This window comes from Mesorhizobium sp. M8A.F.Ca.ET.161.01.1.1 (genome assembly GCF_004792105.1).
Taxonomy (GTDB): Bacteria; Pseudomonadota; Alphaproteobacteria; order Rhizobiales; family Rhizobiaceae; genus Mesorhizobium.
Genome location: NZ_SRTD01000002.1, coordinates 686,170 through 699,221, shown reverse-complemented (window position 1 = coordinate 699,221; position 13,052 = coordinate 686,170). Strand labels below are relative to the sequence as shown.

The 13,052-nt window shown below is 60.6% G+C and carries 13 protein-coding genes; 11 read left to right on the top strand and 2 right to left on the bottom strand.

Annotated elements, in window-relative coordinates:
• Positions 1-115: 115 nt before the first annotated feature.
• Positions 116-472: a hypothetical protein gene (locus EN804_RS08385; protein ID WP_135919134.1), complete on the top strand. Its 357-nt coding sequence runs from the start codon at positions 116-118 to the stop codon at positions 470-472.
• 490 nt (positions 473-962) lie between these two features.
• Here the strand turns inward: EN804_RS08385 and EN804_RS08380 are convergent, their stop codons facing one another.
• Together EN804_RS08380 and EN804_RS08375 are read right to left on the bottom strand one after the other, a co-directional pair.
• On the bottom strand, positions 963-1,472 hold the full coding sequence (locus EN804_RS08380) for a MaoC family dehydratase (RefSeq protein WP_135919133.1): 510 nt from the start codon (positions 1,470-1,472) through the stop codon (positions 963-965).
• Positions 1,469-2,485, bottom strand: a complete 1,017-nt coding sequence (locus EN804_RS08375) for an aldo/keto reductase (protein ID WP_135919132.1) — start codon at positions 2,483-2,485, stop codon at positions 1,469-1,471. Before EN804_RS08375 ends, EN804_RS08380 begins: the two co-directional genes overlap by 4 nt.
• A gap of 159 nt (positions 2,486-2,644) precedes the next feature.
• Here EN804_RS08375 and EN804_RS08370 point away from each other — a divergent pair, with 159 nt between their 5' ends.
• The 10 genes from EN804_RS08370 to EN804_RS08325 all read left to right on the top strand — a co-directional run bounded on the left by EN804_RS08370 (position 2,645) and on the right by EN804_RS08325 (position 13,051).
• Positions 2,645-3,790 (top strand): acyl-CoA dehydrogenase family protein, encoded by a 1,146-nt coding sequence (locus tag EN804_RS08370; RefSeq protein ID WP_135919131.1) that lies wholly within the window; start codon positions 2,645-2,647, stop codon positions 3,788-3,790.
• Positions 3,787-4,569, top strand: a complete 783-nt coding sequence (locus EN804_RS08365; RefSeq protein ID WP_135919130.1) for a 3-ketoacyl-ACP reductase — start codon at positions 3,787-3,789, stop codon at positions 4,567-4,569. Before EN804_RS08370 ends, EN804_RS08365 begins: the two co-directional genes overlap by 4 nt.
• Positions 4,570-4,596: 27 nt before the next feature.
• On the top strand, positions 4,597-5,754 hold the full coding sequence (locus tag EN804_RS08360) for a dihydrodipicolinate synthase family protein (RefSeq protein WP_135919129.1): 1,158 nt from the start codon (positions 4,597-4,599) through the stop codon (positions 5,752-5,754).
• On the top strand, positions 5,754-6,614 hold the full coding sequence (locus tag EN804_RS08355) for a sugar phosphate isomerase/epimerase family protein (RefSeq protein WP_135919128.1): 861 nt from the start codon (positions 5,754-5,756) through the stop codon (positions 6,612-6,614). Before EN804_RS08360 ends, EN804_RS08355 begins: the two co-directional genes overlap by 1 nt.
• Before the next feature lie 434 nt (positions 6,615-7,048).
• The gene (locus tag EN804_RS08350; protein ID WP_135919127.1) at positions 7,049-7,573 is read left to right on the top strand and encodes a VOC family protein; all 525 of its coding nucleotides are present in this window, start codon (positions 7,049-7,051) and stop codon (positions 7,571-7,573) included.
• A 111-nt stretch (positions 7,574-7,684) separates the two neighbouring features.
• On the top strand, positions 7,685-9,097 hold the full coding sequence (locus EN804_RS08345) for an extracellular solute-binding protein (RefSeq protein ID WP_246693390.1): 1,413 nt from the start codon (positions 7,685-7,687) through the stop codon (positions 9,095-9,097).
• A 67-nt stretch (positions 9,098-9,164) separates the two neighbouring features.
• The gene (locus EN804_RS08340; RefSeq protein ID WP_135919126.1) at positions 9,165-10,058 is read left to right on the top strand and encodes a sugar ABC transporter permease; all 894 of its coding nucleotides are present in this window, start codon (positions 9,165-9,167) and stop codon (positions 10,056-10,058) included.
• 13 nt (positions 10,059-10,071) lie between these two features.
• On the top strand, positions 10,072-10,896 hold the full coding sequence (locus tag EN804_RS08335) for a carbohydrate ABC transporter permease (RefSeq protein ID WP_135919125.1): 825 nt from the start codon (positions 10,072-10,074) through the stop codon (positions 10,894-10,896).
• 37 nt (positions 10,897-10,933) lie between these two features.
• A complete protein-coding gene (gene ugpC, locus EN804_RS08330; RefSeq protein ID WP_135919124.1) occupies positions 10,934-12,010 on the top strand; it encodes a sn-glycerol-3-phosphate ABC transporter ATP-binding protein UgpC in 1,077 nt (358 codons plus the stop codon).
• Between the two features lie 39 nt (positions 12,011-12,049).
• Positions 12,050-13,051: a zinc-binding dehydrogenase gene (locus EN804_RS08325; RefSeq protein WP_135919123.1), complete on the top strand. Its 1,002-nt coding sequence runs from the start codon at positions 12,050-12,052 to the stop codon at positions 13,049-13,051.
• Position 13,052 lies beyond the last annotated feature (1 nt).

Sequence of the window (13,052 nt, the reverse complement as noted above, 5' to 3'; positions counted from 1 at the left end):
GTTACGGCGATCGGTCGCCGCAACTGGTTCCGTATGCGACGCCCGCAATTGCTTCAATTAGGTCGGGCGCTAGCCAATTGCCTTCGATCTTGATCCTGAGCAGCCGAGGAAGGACATGACGTTGCTTGAACCTCGATATGAACCTATCCCTTGGCCGAAAATCATTCGGCTGCTGGTTGCGACTTTCCTTGGACTTGCCGTGACAGCTGAACTCCTGCAGGTCGTCGGCAGGCCAGTGATCGATTGCTCGTACGGCTTTGTCTTGCGAAAGCAACTCGCTATGAACGCTGCGGCGGATCCAGGCGTGAATGTTGTGGCTATTGACGCAGGTCTGCATACAACCCCAGGCCTCGAAAATGACCTGGCACTTCCAGAAAATCGGTCAGCGCGCGCAACTGCCAAACGCGTTTCCACGAATGACGCAATCGCTTTTGCGTACACGACTGTCACTCCGCTCTCTTTTGGATTTTGAATGCGGCAGGGGCTGCCTGCGCTTAGCTAGCTGGTCAAACGCGCGGAGAAGCGTCCGCCAAATCGAAGTGGCTGGGCGGTATGAGCAGCCGGAGGCCTGTTTACTGACCCAGCCGTCCCGAAAACAGACAGTCCGCTTCGGCCCAAAGCGGATGCCGACCAGTTCCACAATTGAGGGCCATGGAAGTAGTGTCGCACGAGATCATGAGGCAATTGGCGGAGCCGATTCTGCGGCTTTGCTGATCTGGTCGACACGCAGTGCCGGGGGGCGCTCGTCGGAAGAGCGCTACCGCCTCTCCCCCCACTCGGAAACCCCGCGATATTTCCTACGATGTTGGGCGTTATGACCTGTATGGCGTTGCAAAGATCAGTGGGCAAGGTCTTCGTGACTCGAAGCCGATGCACGTCTCCATGACGCGAAAGGCAGCTATGCGCCCTCACGGCGGCGGTATAGGGAGGGCCTGTCGTTGCCCAAAGCACACAGCGTGCTTTCACCCCTGATGAGGCGGGAGCGAATTCTCTTTAGCCATTTCACGCCGATAGACCATTAACTCGTTCTCGCCTTCCTGTATGGCCCGTCCCTCATGATTGCGAACGACGAAATGCAGGCGAAGGATGGCGCGAGCCGGATTGTGAATGGTCCGCTTGTCGGCAACCGTCACCTCGGCTTTGATAGTGTCGCCGGCGAGCACGGGGGCCGAAAACCTCCAGGTCCAGCCGAGCGAGGCTACGGCCCGGAACCGAGCGGCGGCATTGTTTTTGAGACCATCGACAAGAGACTGCACAAGCAGGCCATGTGCGACACGCGCCGGGAAACCATGTCGAACTGCCGCCTCATCGCTCATGTGGATTTCGAACCGGTCACCGGTCATTTCCGCGAACGCTTCTATAATGGCCGCCGTTACGTTCGTGGAAGGCGTTTCAAAATGATCGCCGACCTCAACGTCTTCGTAGCTCAACCCGAGGCCCGCAAGCAATCTCCCTCGGGTGTCGGCGCTCATCCCGGCACCGGAGCATCTTCCCGCAGCAGTCCGTTCTTTTTCAGGTCTTGCCAGAACTCGCCGGGGATCTGGTAGCTGAACCAAGCCAGGTTCTGCTCGAGTTGCTGGACGGTACGGGTGCCGGCGCAGAAGGACGGGATGGCCGGGTGCGCCACCACGAACTGTAAGGCGGCAGCAGGCAGCGGCACGCCATGCGCGCGACAGACACCTTCAATCTTCGCCACTTTCTCCATGATGCTTTTTGGCGCTGGTGAATAGTTATACTTGGCCTCGGGAACGGCGCCTGTGGCCAGTATGCCGGAATTGAAGCCCCCGCCGACCAGCACAGCCGCGCCGCGTTCGACGCAGAGCGGCAGGAACTGATCAAGGGCCTCCTGTTCGAGCAGCGTGTAGCGGCCTGCCAGTAGGAAGCAGTCGAAGTCGCGCTGCTTCAGCGCCTCGTAGCAAACCTGCCACTCGTTGACTCCAACGCCGATCGCCTTCACAGCGCCTTCCGAGCGCAGTTTCTCCAATGCCCGCCAGCAGCCATCCATCGCCTGCCGAAAGACCTCCGGCTGCTCATCTCCACGGGTGAACCGATCGATGTCATGGATGAACAGCATGTCGATATGTTCGAGCGCCAGGCGCTGCAGCGAATCCTCGAACGACCGCATTGTGCCATCATAGGAGTAATCGAAAGTCATAGTATTAGGGGCAGCGTTCGACCACGGCGCGAAGTCGATCTCTGAGCGTTTTGCGGGCTTCAGCACCCGGCCCACCTTGCTAGCGACGACGAACTCGTCTCGCTTCTTCCAGCGAAGCGAATACCCAGCCCGCAATTCCGAAAGACCGTGTCCGTACATCGGCGCGGTGTCGTAGAAACGGATACCCGCTTCCCAGGCGGTCTGGATCATGGTGTCCGCGGTCTGCTCGTCTATGGGCTTCAGGAAATTGCCGATAGGAGCGGTCCCGAACGCGAAGGCCGTAACGTTGAGGCCACACCGGCCGAATAAGCGCTTGTCAGACGGCTTCATGATATCCTCCCTTAGTAACCATCTGGTTATTTCTATTCAAGTTCGCTCGGCGTCGCAAGTACTTGTAACGGCAACCAATCGCTGTGCGAAGTCCGCCCGCTTGACGCAGTCGACGATTTGAGCGTAGTAGTAACTAGATAGTTACATAGGGAGGTGATCGTGCCGCTGAGCGAAACGCAGCAGCAGGTGCGCGAGATGGCGCGCCAGTTTGCCGAGGATGTCATTCGTCCGGTTGCCGAGGCGCTTGATCGGGACGAGCGCTTTCCCGGCGAGATATATGAGCAGATGGGCGAACTCGGCCTCTTCGGTATCAGCGTTCCGGAGGCCATGGGCGGCCCAGGCTTCGACACACTTACCTATGCCCTGGTGATGGAAGAGCTATCGCGCGGCTATGCGTCCGTCGCCGATCAGTGCGGCCTCGTCGAGCTGATCAGCACCTTGCTTGTTCAGCATGGCACCGAGGCGCAACGGCAGCAGTGGCTGGGTCCGGCCATGCGCGCCGAGAAGAAGGTCGCCTACTGCATAACCGAGCCAGAAGCGGGCACCGATGTTTCCGGGATACGCACCACCGCGACCCGCGACGGGGACGGATGGCGATTGAATGGTGGCAAGATCTGGATCCACAACGCTCCGGTCGCCGACGTCGGTTTCGTGCTGGCGCGCACCGACAAGGATGCGGGTCATCGCGGCATGTCGATCTTCGTCGTCGACCTGCACTCCAGAGGAATAGAGCGCGGGCCGAAGGAACATAAGATGGGTCAGCGTGCCAGCCAGGTCGGCGCGCTCAATTTCAACGATGTCGTCCTGGGTTCTGAAGCGCTGCTGGGCGAAGAAGGCCGAGGTTTCCACATGATGATGAGCGTGCTGGACAAGGGCCGTGTCGGCATCGCGTCCCTGGCTGTCGGCATAGCGCAGGCGGGGCTCGAGGCAGCTGTCGACTATGCGCAGCAGCGACGCCAGTTCGGCAAGGCGATCGCCGATTTTCAGGGTGTGCAATGGCTGCTTGCCGACATGGCAAAGGATATCGAGGCGGCTCGCCTGCTCGTTCGCAGTGCCGCCGAGAAGATCGACGCTGGGGAAAATGCAACCAAGGCTTGCTCGATCGCCAAATGTTTTGCGGGAGACACAGCCGTGGCGCGCACCGCCGATGCCGTGCAGGTCTTCGGCGGCTCCGGCTACATACGCGGATTCGAGGTCGAGCGCCTCTATCGGGACGCCAAGATCACACAGATCTACGAAGGCACTAACCAGATCCAGCGCATGATCATCGCCCGCGAGCTCCTCAAGCATGGAGCTCGGGCGTGACCGCCATATCGCGTCATGCGGCTTTGGTCACCGGATCGAGCCGTGGCATCGGGCTGGCGGCGGCATTGGAGCTCGCCCGGCGTGGATTCGGCGTAGCGCTCAACGGTCCTGCCGACGACGATGAACTAAAATCCGCCGAAGCTGCGGTCGCCTCGCTCGGCGTTCCGGTCGCGCGCGTTGCAGGCGACGTTGCCGATCTGGGCGGCCACCAGGGTATGCTCGACGTAGCCGAGGCCGTCATTGGTCCCTTATCGACGCTGATCAACAATGCCGGCGTTTCGGTCATCTCGCGTGGCGACCCGCTCGACGTCTCGGAGGAGAGCTACGATCGCTGCCAGGCAATCAACACAAAGGCGCAGTTCTTCCTGTCGCAGTGCTGGGCCAGGCGGCTGCTTGCCCGCAAGCGCGATGACGGCCGCTTCTACAGCCTGATCAACGTCTCTTCCTCCAATGCCACGGCGGTCGCGGAGCCGCGCGCCGAGTATTGTGTGTCTAAGGCCGGGTCCGCAATGGTCAGCCAGGTCTTCGCCGTCCGCCTTGGCCGCGAGAGCATCGCCGTCTACGACATCAGGCCCGGTCTGATCGAGACGGCGATGACGAGGGCGGTCAGCGAGACTTACCAGCGCCGAATAGACCACGAAGGGCTGACATTGATCCGCCGCCTCGGCAGGCCGGAAGATGTCGGTCGCGTCATGGCGACGCTCGCCACGGGCGATCTGCCCTATACGACCGGCCATGTCATTGCCGTTGACGCGGGCATGCTGGTGCCGCGTTTCTAACTGCGGCACAGCGTCAGGGAGAACGCCATGATCATTCAACTGCCGGATAACACAGGCAGACTTCACGACTACCGGCTCCTGGGCAAAAAGATACCGGCCGCGCTATTGCCTTCCGATGGGCCACGCACGGTGCTATCGGCGGCCCACGTCGTTGCGGATCCTTTCAGCGCCAGCGACCCCAGCGGCCCGGCCGCCATCGACTGGAAGGCAACGATGGCATTCAGGCGTCACCTCGACGGGCTTGGCCTCGGCATTGCCGAGGCGATGGACACCGCGCAGCGTGGCATGGGCCTCGACTGGACTTCGGCTTGTGAGCTCATCCGCAGGACCAAGAGCGAATTGCCCGACGCGCTCGTTTTCAACGGCGCCGGCACCGACCAGCTCGAACCCGCCGATGCACGCACGCTCGACGATGTTCGCCGAGCCTATTTCGAGCAGATCGAGGCCATACAGAAGGTCGACGGCAGATTGATTGTCATGGCCAGCCGGGCGCTGGCCGCCGTGGCGCGTTCGCCCGACGATTATGTTTCGGTCTATGGCGACGTGCTTGCGTGCTGCGACAGGCCGGTGATCCTGCACTGGCTGGGAGAGATGTTCGATCCGGCCCTCAAGGGCTATTGGGGGGGCGACAGGTTCGAGGATGCGCTCGAGACGGTATTGGCGATTATCGGGAACAATACCGCCAGGGTGGACGGCATCAAGATTTCGCTCCTCGACAAGGAGAAGGAGATCGCGATGCGTCGCCGTTTGCCCGCCGGCGTGAAGATGTATACCGGCGACGACTTCAATTATCCGGAGCTGATCGCGGGCGACGAGCAGGGGTTCTCGCATGCCCTTCTCGGCATTTTCGATCCTTTGGCGCCTGCAGCCGCCCACGCCATCGATCGGCTCGGCCGGGGCGATATCCAAGGCTTCCACGCCACGCTGGATCCGACCGTGCCGCTCGCACGCCTGATCTTTCGAGCGCCCACCCGATACTACAAGACAGGGGTCGTGTTCCTCGCCTGGCTGAACGGGTTCCAGGATCATTTCATTATGTTGGGGGGCGCTCAGTCGACACGGCCGCTGCCCTATTTCGTGGAGGTGTTCAAGCTGGCGGACGAATGCGGCCTGTTGGCGGATCCCGAACTGGCTGGCGCGCGCATGCGCAAGCTCTTTGCCCTTTATGGTCTCCATTCAAGATAATGCGCGATTTTACAACAGATCATTCCGCGCTGGCGCTGAACACAGCAACACTCGGCCATAATCTCGACGGTCAGGGCGCCGGCTGGCCCGTCGAGCGGGTGCTCGATGCCTGCGCCGAACGTGGCATATCCGGCATTGTCCTGTGGCGTCGCGAAATCGGCGGCCGCGCCGTCGAGATCGGCGATCGGATTCGCGCTGCCGGCTTGAGGGTCGCCGGCCTGTGCCGCGCGCCTTATCTCACCGGCCCGCTGGCGCTGCCAAGCCGCGCGGCGATCATGGACGATTTCCGCTCCGCGATCGACATGACAGCCGGTCTCGGCGCGCCTGTCCTGACGATCGTTTGCGGCGGGGTCGAGCCGGGAACGAATGGCATCAGCGAAAGTCTCAAGCTGGTCGCGGATCGTGTCGCCGAAGCTGCCGCCTACGCGGCGGCCAGAAACGTTCGCCTGGCCCTCGAACCCCTGCATCCGGTTTACGGCGGCGACAGATCCTGCCTGGTGACGATGCGTGACGCGGTCGATCTTTGCCTTGCTATAGATGCCCCTAACCTTGGCATTGCGGTCGACGTCTACCACGTCTGGTGGGACCGCACGCTGGCCGACGAATTGCTGCGGGCCGGGCCGAAACGCATTTTCGGGTATCACCTGTGCGACTGGCTGGCACAGACACGAGACGTGCTGCTCGACCGCGGCATGATGGGAGACGGGGTAGCCGACCTGAGGACGATCCGCGCGGCGGTGGAAGCGGCCGGCTATGACGGACCGTGCGAGGTCGAGGTGTTCTCATCGCAAAACTGGTGGAGGCGAGAGCCCGGGCACGTGTTGGACATCTGCGTGGAGCGTTTCCGGTCCGTTTGTTGAACGCGGATGATGGACAGCCGCGATAGACCCTTGGAAGTACGTGGCGGGAATCCGTCCCTTGCGCAGAAGCCCAACATCAAGGATCGCCAAGGTCACCGGCGGCTGCGGTTTCCTATGCGTTGGCTAGGAGGGCGGGTTTGTGCGGGGCCCCAAGAAATCGTGCGCCAAGCTCGCTGAGGAGAGGGCTATCCGCAACTCGGCGAGTGTCTGGCTGCGCAGGGGACAAATCTCGGCTGCTTGGTACCGTCTCCACGTCATGATCGATCCGTTCTTCGCCCGACTTCGTTCGAAATCCAGGGCCCGCGCCTACAGGCCGGAATCTGAGGATCATCGAGAACGTGCATGGCAAAGCGGTATGTCCTAAGCCTCATGCCATTGACAGAACTCTCATAATAAAATAACTAGATAGTTACTAAGGGAGGGTGAGCAGGATAATGGGAGGACTACCTGTCAGGATCAGCGGCATCCAGCATATCGGTCTGACCGTGCCGGACATGGAGGAGGCTGTTGCTTTCTTCACCAGCATATTCGGCGCAGTCTGCGTGATGGAATGCGGCGGCGTCGACGTTGACGATGAATTCATGATCCGTCGCCTGGGCGTTCCATCCGGCCGCCGGATCAAGGACCAGCGCGTCATTCGTCTTGGCAATGGCGGCAATCTCGAACTCTTCGAGTACAGCGGCGAGCCCAGCCCGACCCCGGTCAAGCAAAACAGCGAGGTCGGCGCCTGCCACTTTGCCCTCGAGGTGAAGGACGCTGTGGAAGCTACCGAAAGGCTTAGGGCCGCGGGCGTGGATGTCCTGGACGGTCCGACCTTGATCACCTCCGGTCCGATGGAGGGCCTGACTTGGGTTTATCTGAGGTCACCGTGGGGCCAGTTCCTGGAACTGGTCAGCACCACCGGTCCGATGGGTTATGAAACATCCGACGGTCCGCGTATGTGGTCGCCATCCGAATAGCTAATTCCGGCCGGACGGGAAGGCAGCCCGATCCGAAGTCATTGAACAAGACGCCCGCAATTAGCTGCTTAAACGCATAATCAAGCTGCCGCAGCGAATGGAGGATGACGCATGATGCAGTGGAAGAAAACTATGTGGGCGGCCGGGGCCGTTCTCGCGATGACCGGAGCCGCTTGGGCGCAAGACAAACCCTTCGCCGGCGTGGAACTGAAGATGCTGGGTATCGGCGATACGTCGGTCACCCGCGTGGCGCCGATTGTCGGCGAGTTCGAGCAGGCGACGGGCATCAAGGTGCATATCGATCAGCTGCCTTACCCGGGCCTGATCGACAAGATCATCGTCGAATCAAGCTCGGACAGCCCAACTTACCAGCTCCTGTGGATCGACAGTCCCTGGGTCGGCATGCTTGGCGAGGCCGGGGCGTTAGAAGATCTCACCTCCCGAGCAAAGCGTGACGCGGGCGAGATCGGCCTCGACGATATTATCCCAGTCCAGCTTCAGGAAAACTCTTGGCAGGGCAAGCTATTGGCCTTCCCGGCTTCAGGTATGACCTGGCTGCAGCAATATCGGGCGGATCTCTTTGAAAACCCTGACGAGAAGTCCGCGTTCAAAGCGAAATATGGCTACGATCTCGCTCCCGCCAAGACATGGGCCCAGTATCGCGACATCGCCGAATTCTTTACCAGAAAAAAAGGCCAGCTTGCCGGTGGAAAGCCGCTGGAGAACGATCTTTATGGCGCCAGCCAGTCCTACAGCCGCGTGCAGGGCGCCATCACCCATGACTACTTCCCCTTCATGCGGTCATTTGGCGGAGATTACTGGGATCCGAAAACCGGCCTCTGCGCGATGACGGGCGAGGCGCATATCAAGGCGGCCGAGTACATGAAGTCGCTGATCCCATTCAATCCGCCGGACTATCTTGGCCTGATGTGGGACATCCAGTCGGGTTTCATGGAGCGCGGCGAAGCAGCGGAGGCGGCCTACTGGAGCGTTCGCTCGGTTCGACTTACGAACCCTGATGAAGCGGTCCTTGCCAAGATCGGCAAGGCGGGCTTCGCGGCCAATCCCGACTCCGATGCGGGTCCCCAGCCGACCTATACCGGGTCGCTCTCCTTTGCCATCAACGCCAAGGTTGATGAAAAGACCAAGGATGCGGCCTGGGAGTTCATCAAATGGGCAACCAGCGAGAAGCTGATGCGGCGCTTCGCCGACGAGGGCAAGGGGGTCAGCCAGTTCCGAAAGTCGATCCTCAGCGATCCTTCCCTGCAGGCGAAATATCCCTACTACAAGGTCCTGTTGGAATCGCAGAAAAGTGCCCGCCGCCGCATCTTCCATCCTTTCTATCAAACCGTGGAAGAGAATTTTGGCGTCGAGCTGAGCAAATACATGGCTGGCGAGACTGCCACCGCGAAGGAGGCACTTGAGACTGCCTGCAACGCCGTAAATTCTCAGCTCTCCATGTTCCCGGTCGAACAACGCCTCCGCTGGATCAACGACATCCCGGCGGAAGTCCTGGCGAAGTAACGACCGCGCCCGCCCCGGTCCACTCCCGCCGGGGCGGGTCCCACATCCCTAGAACGGTGTCCGGCCAATGAGCCATACGGCGAGCCGCAACAAGCGCATAGCTGCTGTCTTCCTGCTTCCGGCGGTAGTGGTCCTCTTCGCGACGACCATCTACCCGATGCTCTATGCGCTTTGGCTCAGCTTCCGGAATTACGATCTGGCCAAGCCCTTCATTCCGCGGATCTTCGTCGGTCTTGCCAACTACGCCGAGGTGTTCACCTCCAATGCGTTCTTCCATGCGCTTTTCACCACCTTTAAGCTTATGACGCTGACGCTGTCGGCGCAGCTGGTACTCGGCGTCGGCATCGCGCTGTTGGTCAGTCAGAAGCTTCCAGGCATGGCCCTAGCGCGCACGCTGCTTCTCGTTCCCATGATGATTTCGCCGGTTATTGTCGGCCTGGTTTGGCTGTTCCTGTATTTCCCGGAGTTGGGCTATCTCAACTATTTTCTCGGTCTCGTCGGCATCGGCCCCGTGGCCTGGATCACCAGCACCCGCTGGGCGCTCACCGCGATCGCGATAGGGGACGTCTGGCAGTGGACGCCGTTCATCATGATGGGAACGGCAGCCGCTCTGCAGAGCCTTTCGCCGGAGCCCTATGAGGCGGCTCGCATCGATGGCAACTCACGCTGGGACGTATTCCGCTATGTCACGCTGCCGCAATTGAAACCGGTGCTGATCAGCCTGCTTTTCCTGCGCGCGATCGATGCCTTCAAGATTTACGATATCATTTTCGTGCTCACCAAGGGCGGCCCGGCCGACGCGACGGAAGTCATATCCCTCTACATCTACAGACAAAGCTTCACCTTCTGGCGCATGGGCGTCGGCGCCGCCGCATCCTTCGTTTCGCTTATCATCATCTCGGTACTGATAACGTTGTTCTTCAAGCAGCTGCAACGTAGCCAAGCCGAACTGCTTCGTTAGGGAGGGCATTGGCATGACCCCAAGTATGCGCGAAAAATTCCTCACCTATATGCTGGTGATCATCGTTCTGGTGATCTTCATGACGCCGATCTACCTGATCCTGGTGTCGTCGCTGAAGCCGTCGCCGATCATGTTCTCGCGGCCGCCACGCTTCATCTTCACACCGACGCTGCAGCACTATTACGACCTGTTCACGATGCGGCCGTTCCATCTGCAGATCCTGAACAGCCTGATTGTCGCTCTCGGCTCAACCGCCTTCAGCCTCGCGATCGGCACCATGGCCGCCTACGCCATCTCCCGTATCAAGCATCGCCGCATAAACGACGTGGCCTTCTGGATCCTGTCCATGCGCATGTTTCCGCCCATCGCAGTGGTCGTTCCCTATTATATCATCTTCAAAACGTTGGGTCTGCTCGACACGCCCCTTGCGCTGATCATCGTCTATTCGACATTCAACATCCCGCTGACGGTCTGGTTGATGAAGGGCTTCTTCGATGAGGTCCCACAAGCCTTGGAGGAGGCGGCCCAGGTCGACGGACACGGCATCATGACTACCTTCTTTCGGGTTACACTACCGCTGACGGCTCCTGGCCTCGCGGTCTCGGCTGTGTTCTGCTTCATCTTCTCCTGGAACGAGTTCCTGTTCGCGCTGATGCTGACCGGGTCAAAGGCCCAGACGGTGACCGTGGCGGTTATGTCCTTCTGGTCGAGCGACGCCGTTCAGTGGGGCCGCATCATGGCCGGTTCTTTCGTGGTCCTCATCCCCGGCGTCGTCTTCGTGCTCACCTGCCAACGCTGGCTGGTGAAAGGTCTGACGATGGGGTCGGTCAAGGGATGAACGCCTTACAACTGTTTCGATTGGGAGGAGAGGGCCGATGTCATCAGTGACGTTGCGCAAGGTTATCAAGCGCTATGGTCAGATCGAGGTGGTTCACGGCATCGATCTTGCGGTCGAGGAGGGAGAGTTTGTCGTGCTGCTGGGACCGTCAGGCTGCGGCAAGACTACGACGCTGCGCATGGTTGCGGGGCTGGAGGACATTTCGGAAGGCCAACTGGAAATCGCAGGCCGGGTTGTCAACGACGTCGCGCCAAAAGATCGCCAGATCGCCATGGTCTTCCAGAACTACGCGCTCTATCCCCATATGACCGTGCGCCAGAACATGGAGTTCGCTCTGAAGCCGCAACGGCTCCCAGGAAGCGAGCTCTCCTCCCGGATCGCCGAAGCAGCCCGCATTCTTGGCCTGGAGCCGTTGCTTGAACGCAAACCCGCGCAGCTATCTGGCGGCCAAAGGCAGCGCGTGGCCATGGCCCGTGCCATGGTGCGCACACCCAAAGTGTTCCTATTCGACGAACCGCTCTCCAACCTCGATGCGAAGCTTCGCACGCAGGTGCGTGTCGAGATCGCAAAATTGCATAAGCGGCTCGGCACCACTGTTCTCTACGTTACGCACGATCAGGTCGAGGCGATGACACTTGCCGACAAGATCGTCATCATGAAGGACGGCCATATCGAACAGGTCGGTTCGCCCGAAGATGTGTTTGCCAAGCCGCGCAATCTTTTCGTAGCCACATTCATAGGCAGTCCGGGGATGAATCTGTTGCCGGGCAAGGTGGAGGCCGAAAACGGAGCGCCGGTGCTCGTCGCCGACGGTTTCCGCATGGCGCCTCCGGCATCGATCATCCCTGCGCTCAACCCTGGCGCAAGTATCACGGTCGGGATACGGCCGAGCGATATTCGCGTTGACGAACTCGGAGGCTACGAGGCCCTCATCGAGGTGGAGGAGTACCTCGGGACGGAGGCATTGCTCAACCTGCGCGCCGGAAATCATGAACTGGTGGCGCAGGTGGCCGCGGCAGCCCGGCCCGCGCCGGGCAGGCAGAGCGTGCGCATCGGGTTCGACACGGCGCGTCTGCATGTCTTCGACACAAAGAGCGGTGAAGCAATCCGCTAGCGCCACCACAAGCCGCAGTTGAACCGGGAGAGATCAGGCATGGGCAGCGAGATCGTTTTTACAGGCAGGCGGCAGTTCGAGCTGCAGGATTATCAAGACGCGCCGCTCGGATTGACAGAGGTGAGGGGACGTACGCTCGCGACCTTGATAAGCCCGGGCACCGAGCTGGCCTGGGCGGAGACCGGCAACTTTCCATTACGTCCAGGCTATGCGGCTGTCTACGAGGCCGAGGAACTTGGCCGCGACGTTCGGGGTGTCTCCCGCGGCGACAAGCTCCTTTCAATGGGAGCGCATCGCTCCACGCAGCAGTTCGACCAGCGTTATGTATTAAAATTGCCCGACGCCCTGGCGCCGGAGACGGCGGTTCTCGCTCGCCTCATGGGTGTTTCGATGACAACCTTGATGACAACTGCGGCCCGGCCAGGCGACACGGTCGTCATCACCGGCGCGGGGCCAGTCGGCTACCTTGCCGCGCATCTTTGCAGGATCGCTGGATATGAGGTCTCGGTCGTCGAGCCGGACCCGCAGCGCAATGCCCAGGCGCGGGATTCCGGACTATCGGTGCTGTCCAAAATGCCCGTGGACGATGCTGCCTTCGTGGAAAAGGTGGCGCTGGTCATCGACTGTTCCGGACATGAGGGCGCGGTTCTCGACGGCTGCAAGATCGTTCGCAAGAAGGGCGAGGTCGTGCTCGTCGGCGTCCCTTGGAAGGCCCATACCGGCATGTTGGCGCATGAGATCCTGCATGCGGTATTCTTCCGTTTTGTAAATTTGCGAAGCGGCTGGGAGTGGGAGGTGCCGGTGGTCGGCCGAGACTTTGTCTGGGAAGAACTTTATGAGGGCTATAACAACGCTCCGCACACCACCATGACGGGTCTGGCAAAAGCCCTGACGTGGCTGGCAAGGGGGCTTGTTCCGCTTGCCGGCCTTGTCAGGACGTTCTCGCCGGCTGATCCGACCGCGGTCTATGGAGGGCTGCTGGCGCGCGAAGTCGCAGAGCCATTTGCGGTGCTCGACTGGGCTGCCGCCGGCTTACGATGAA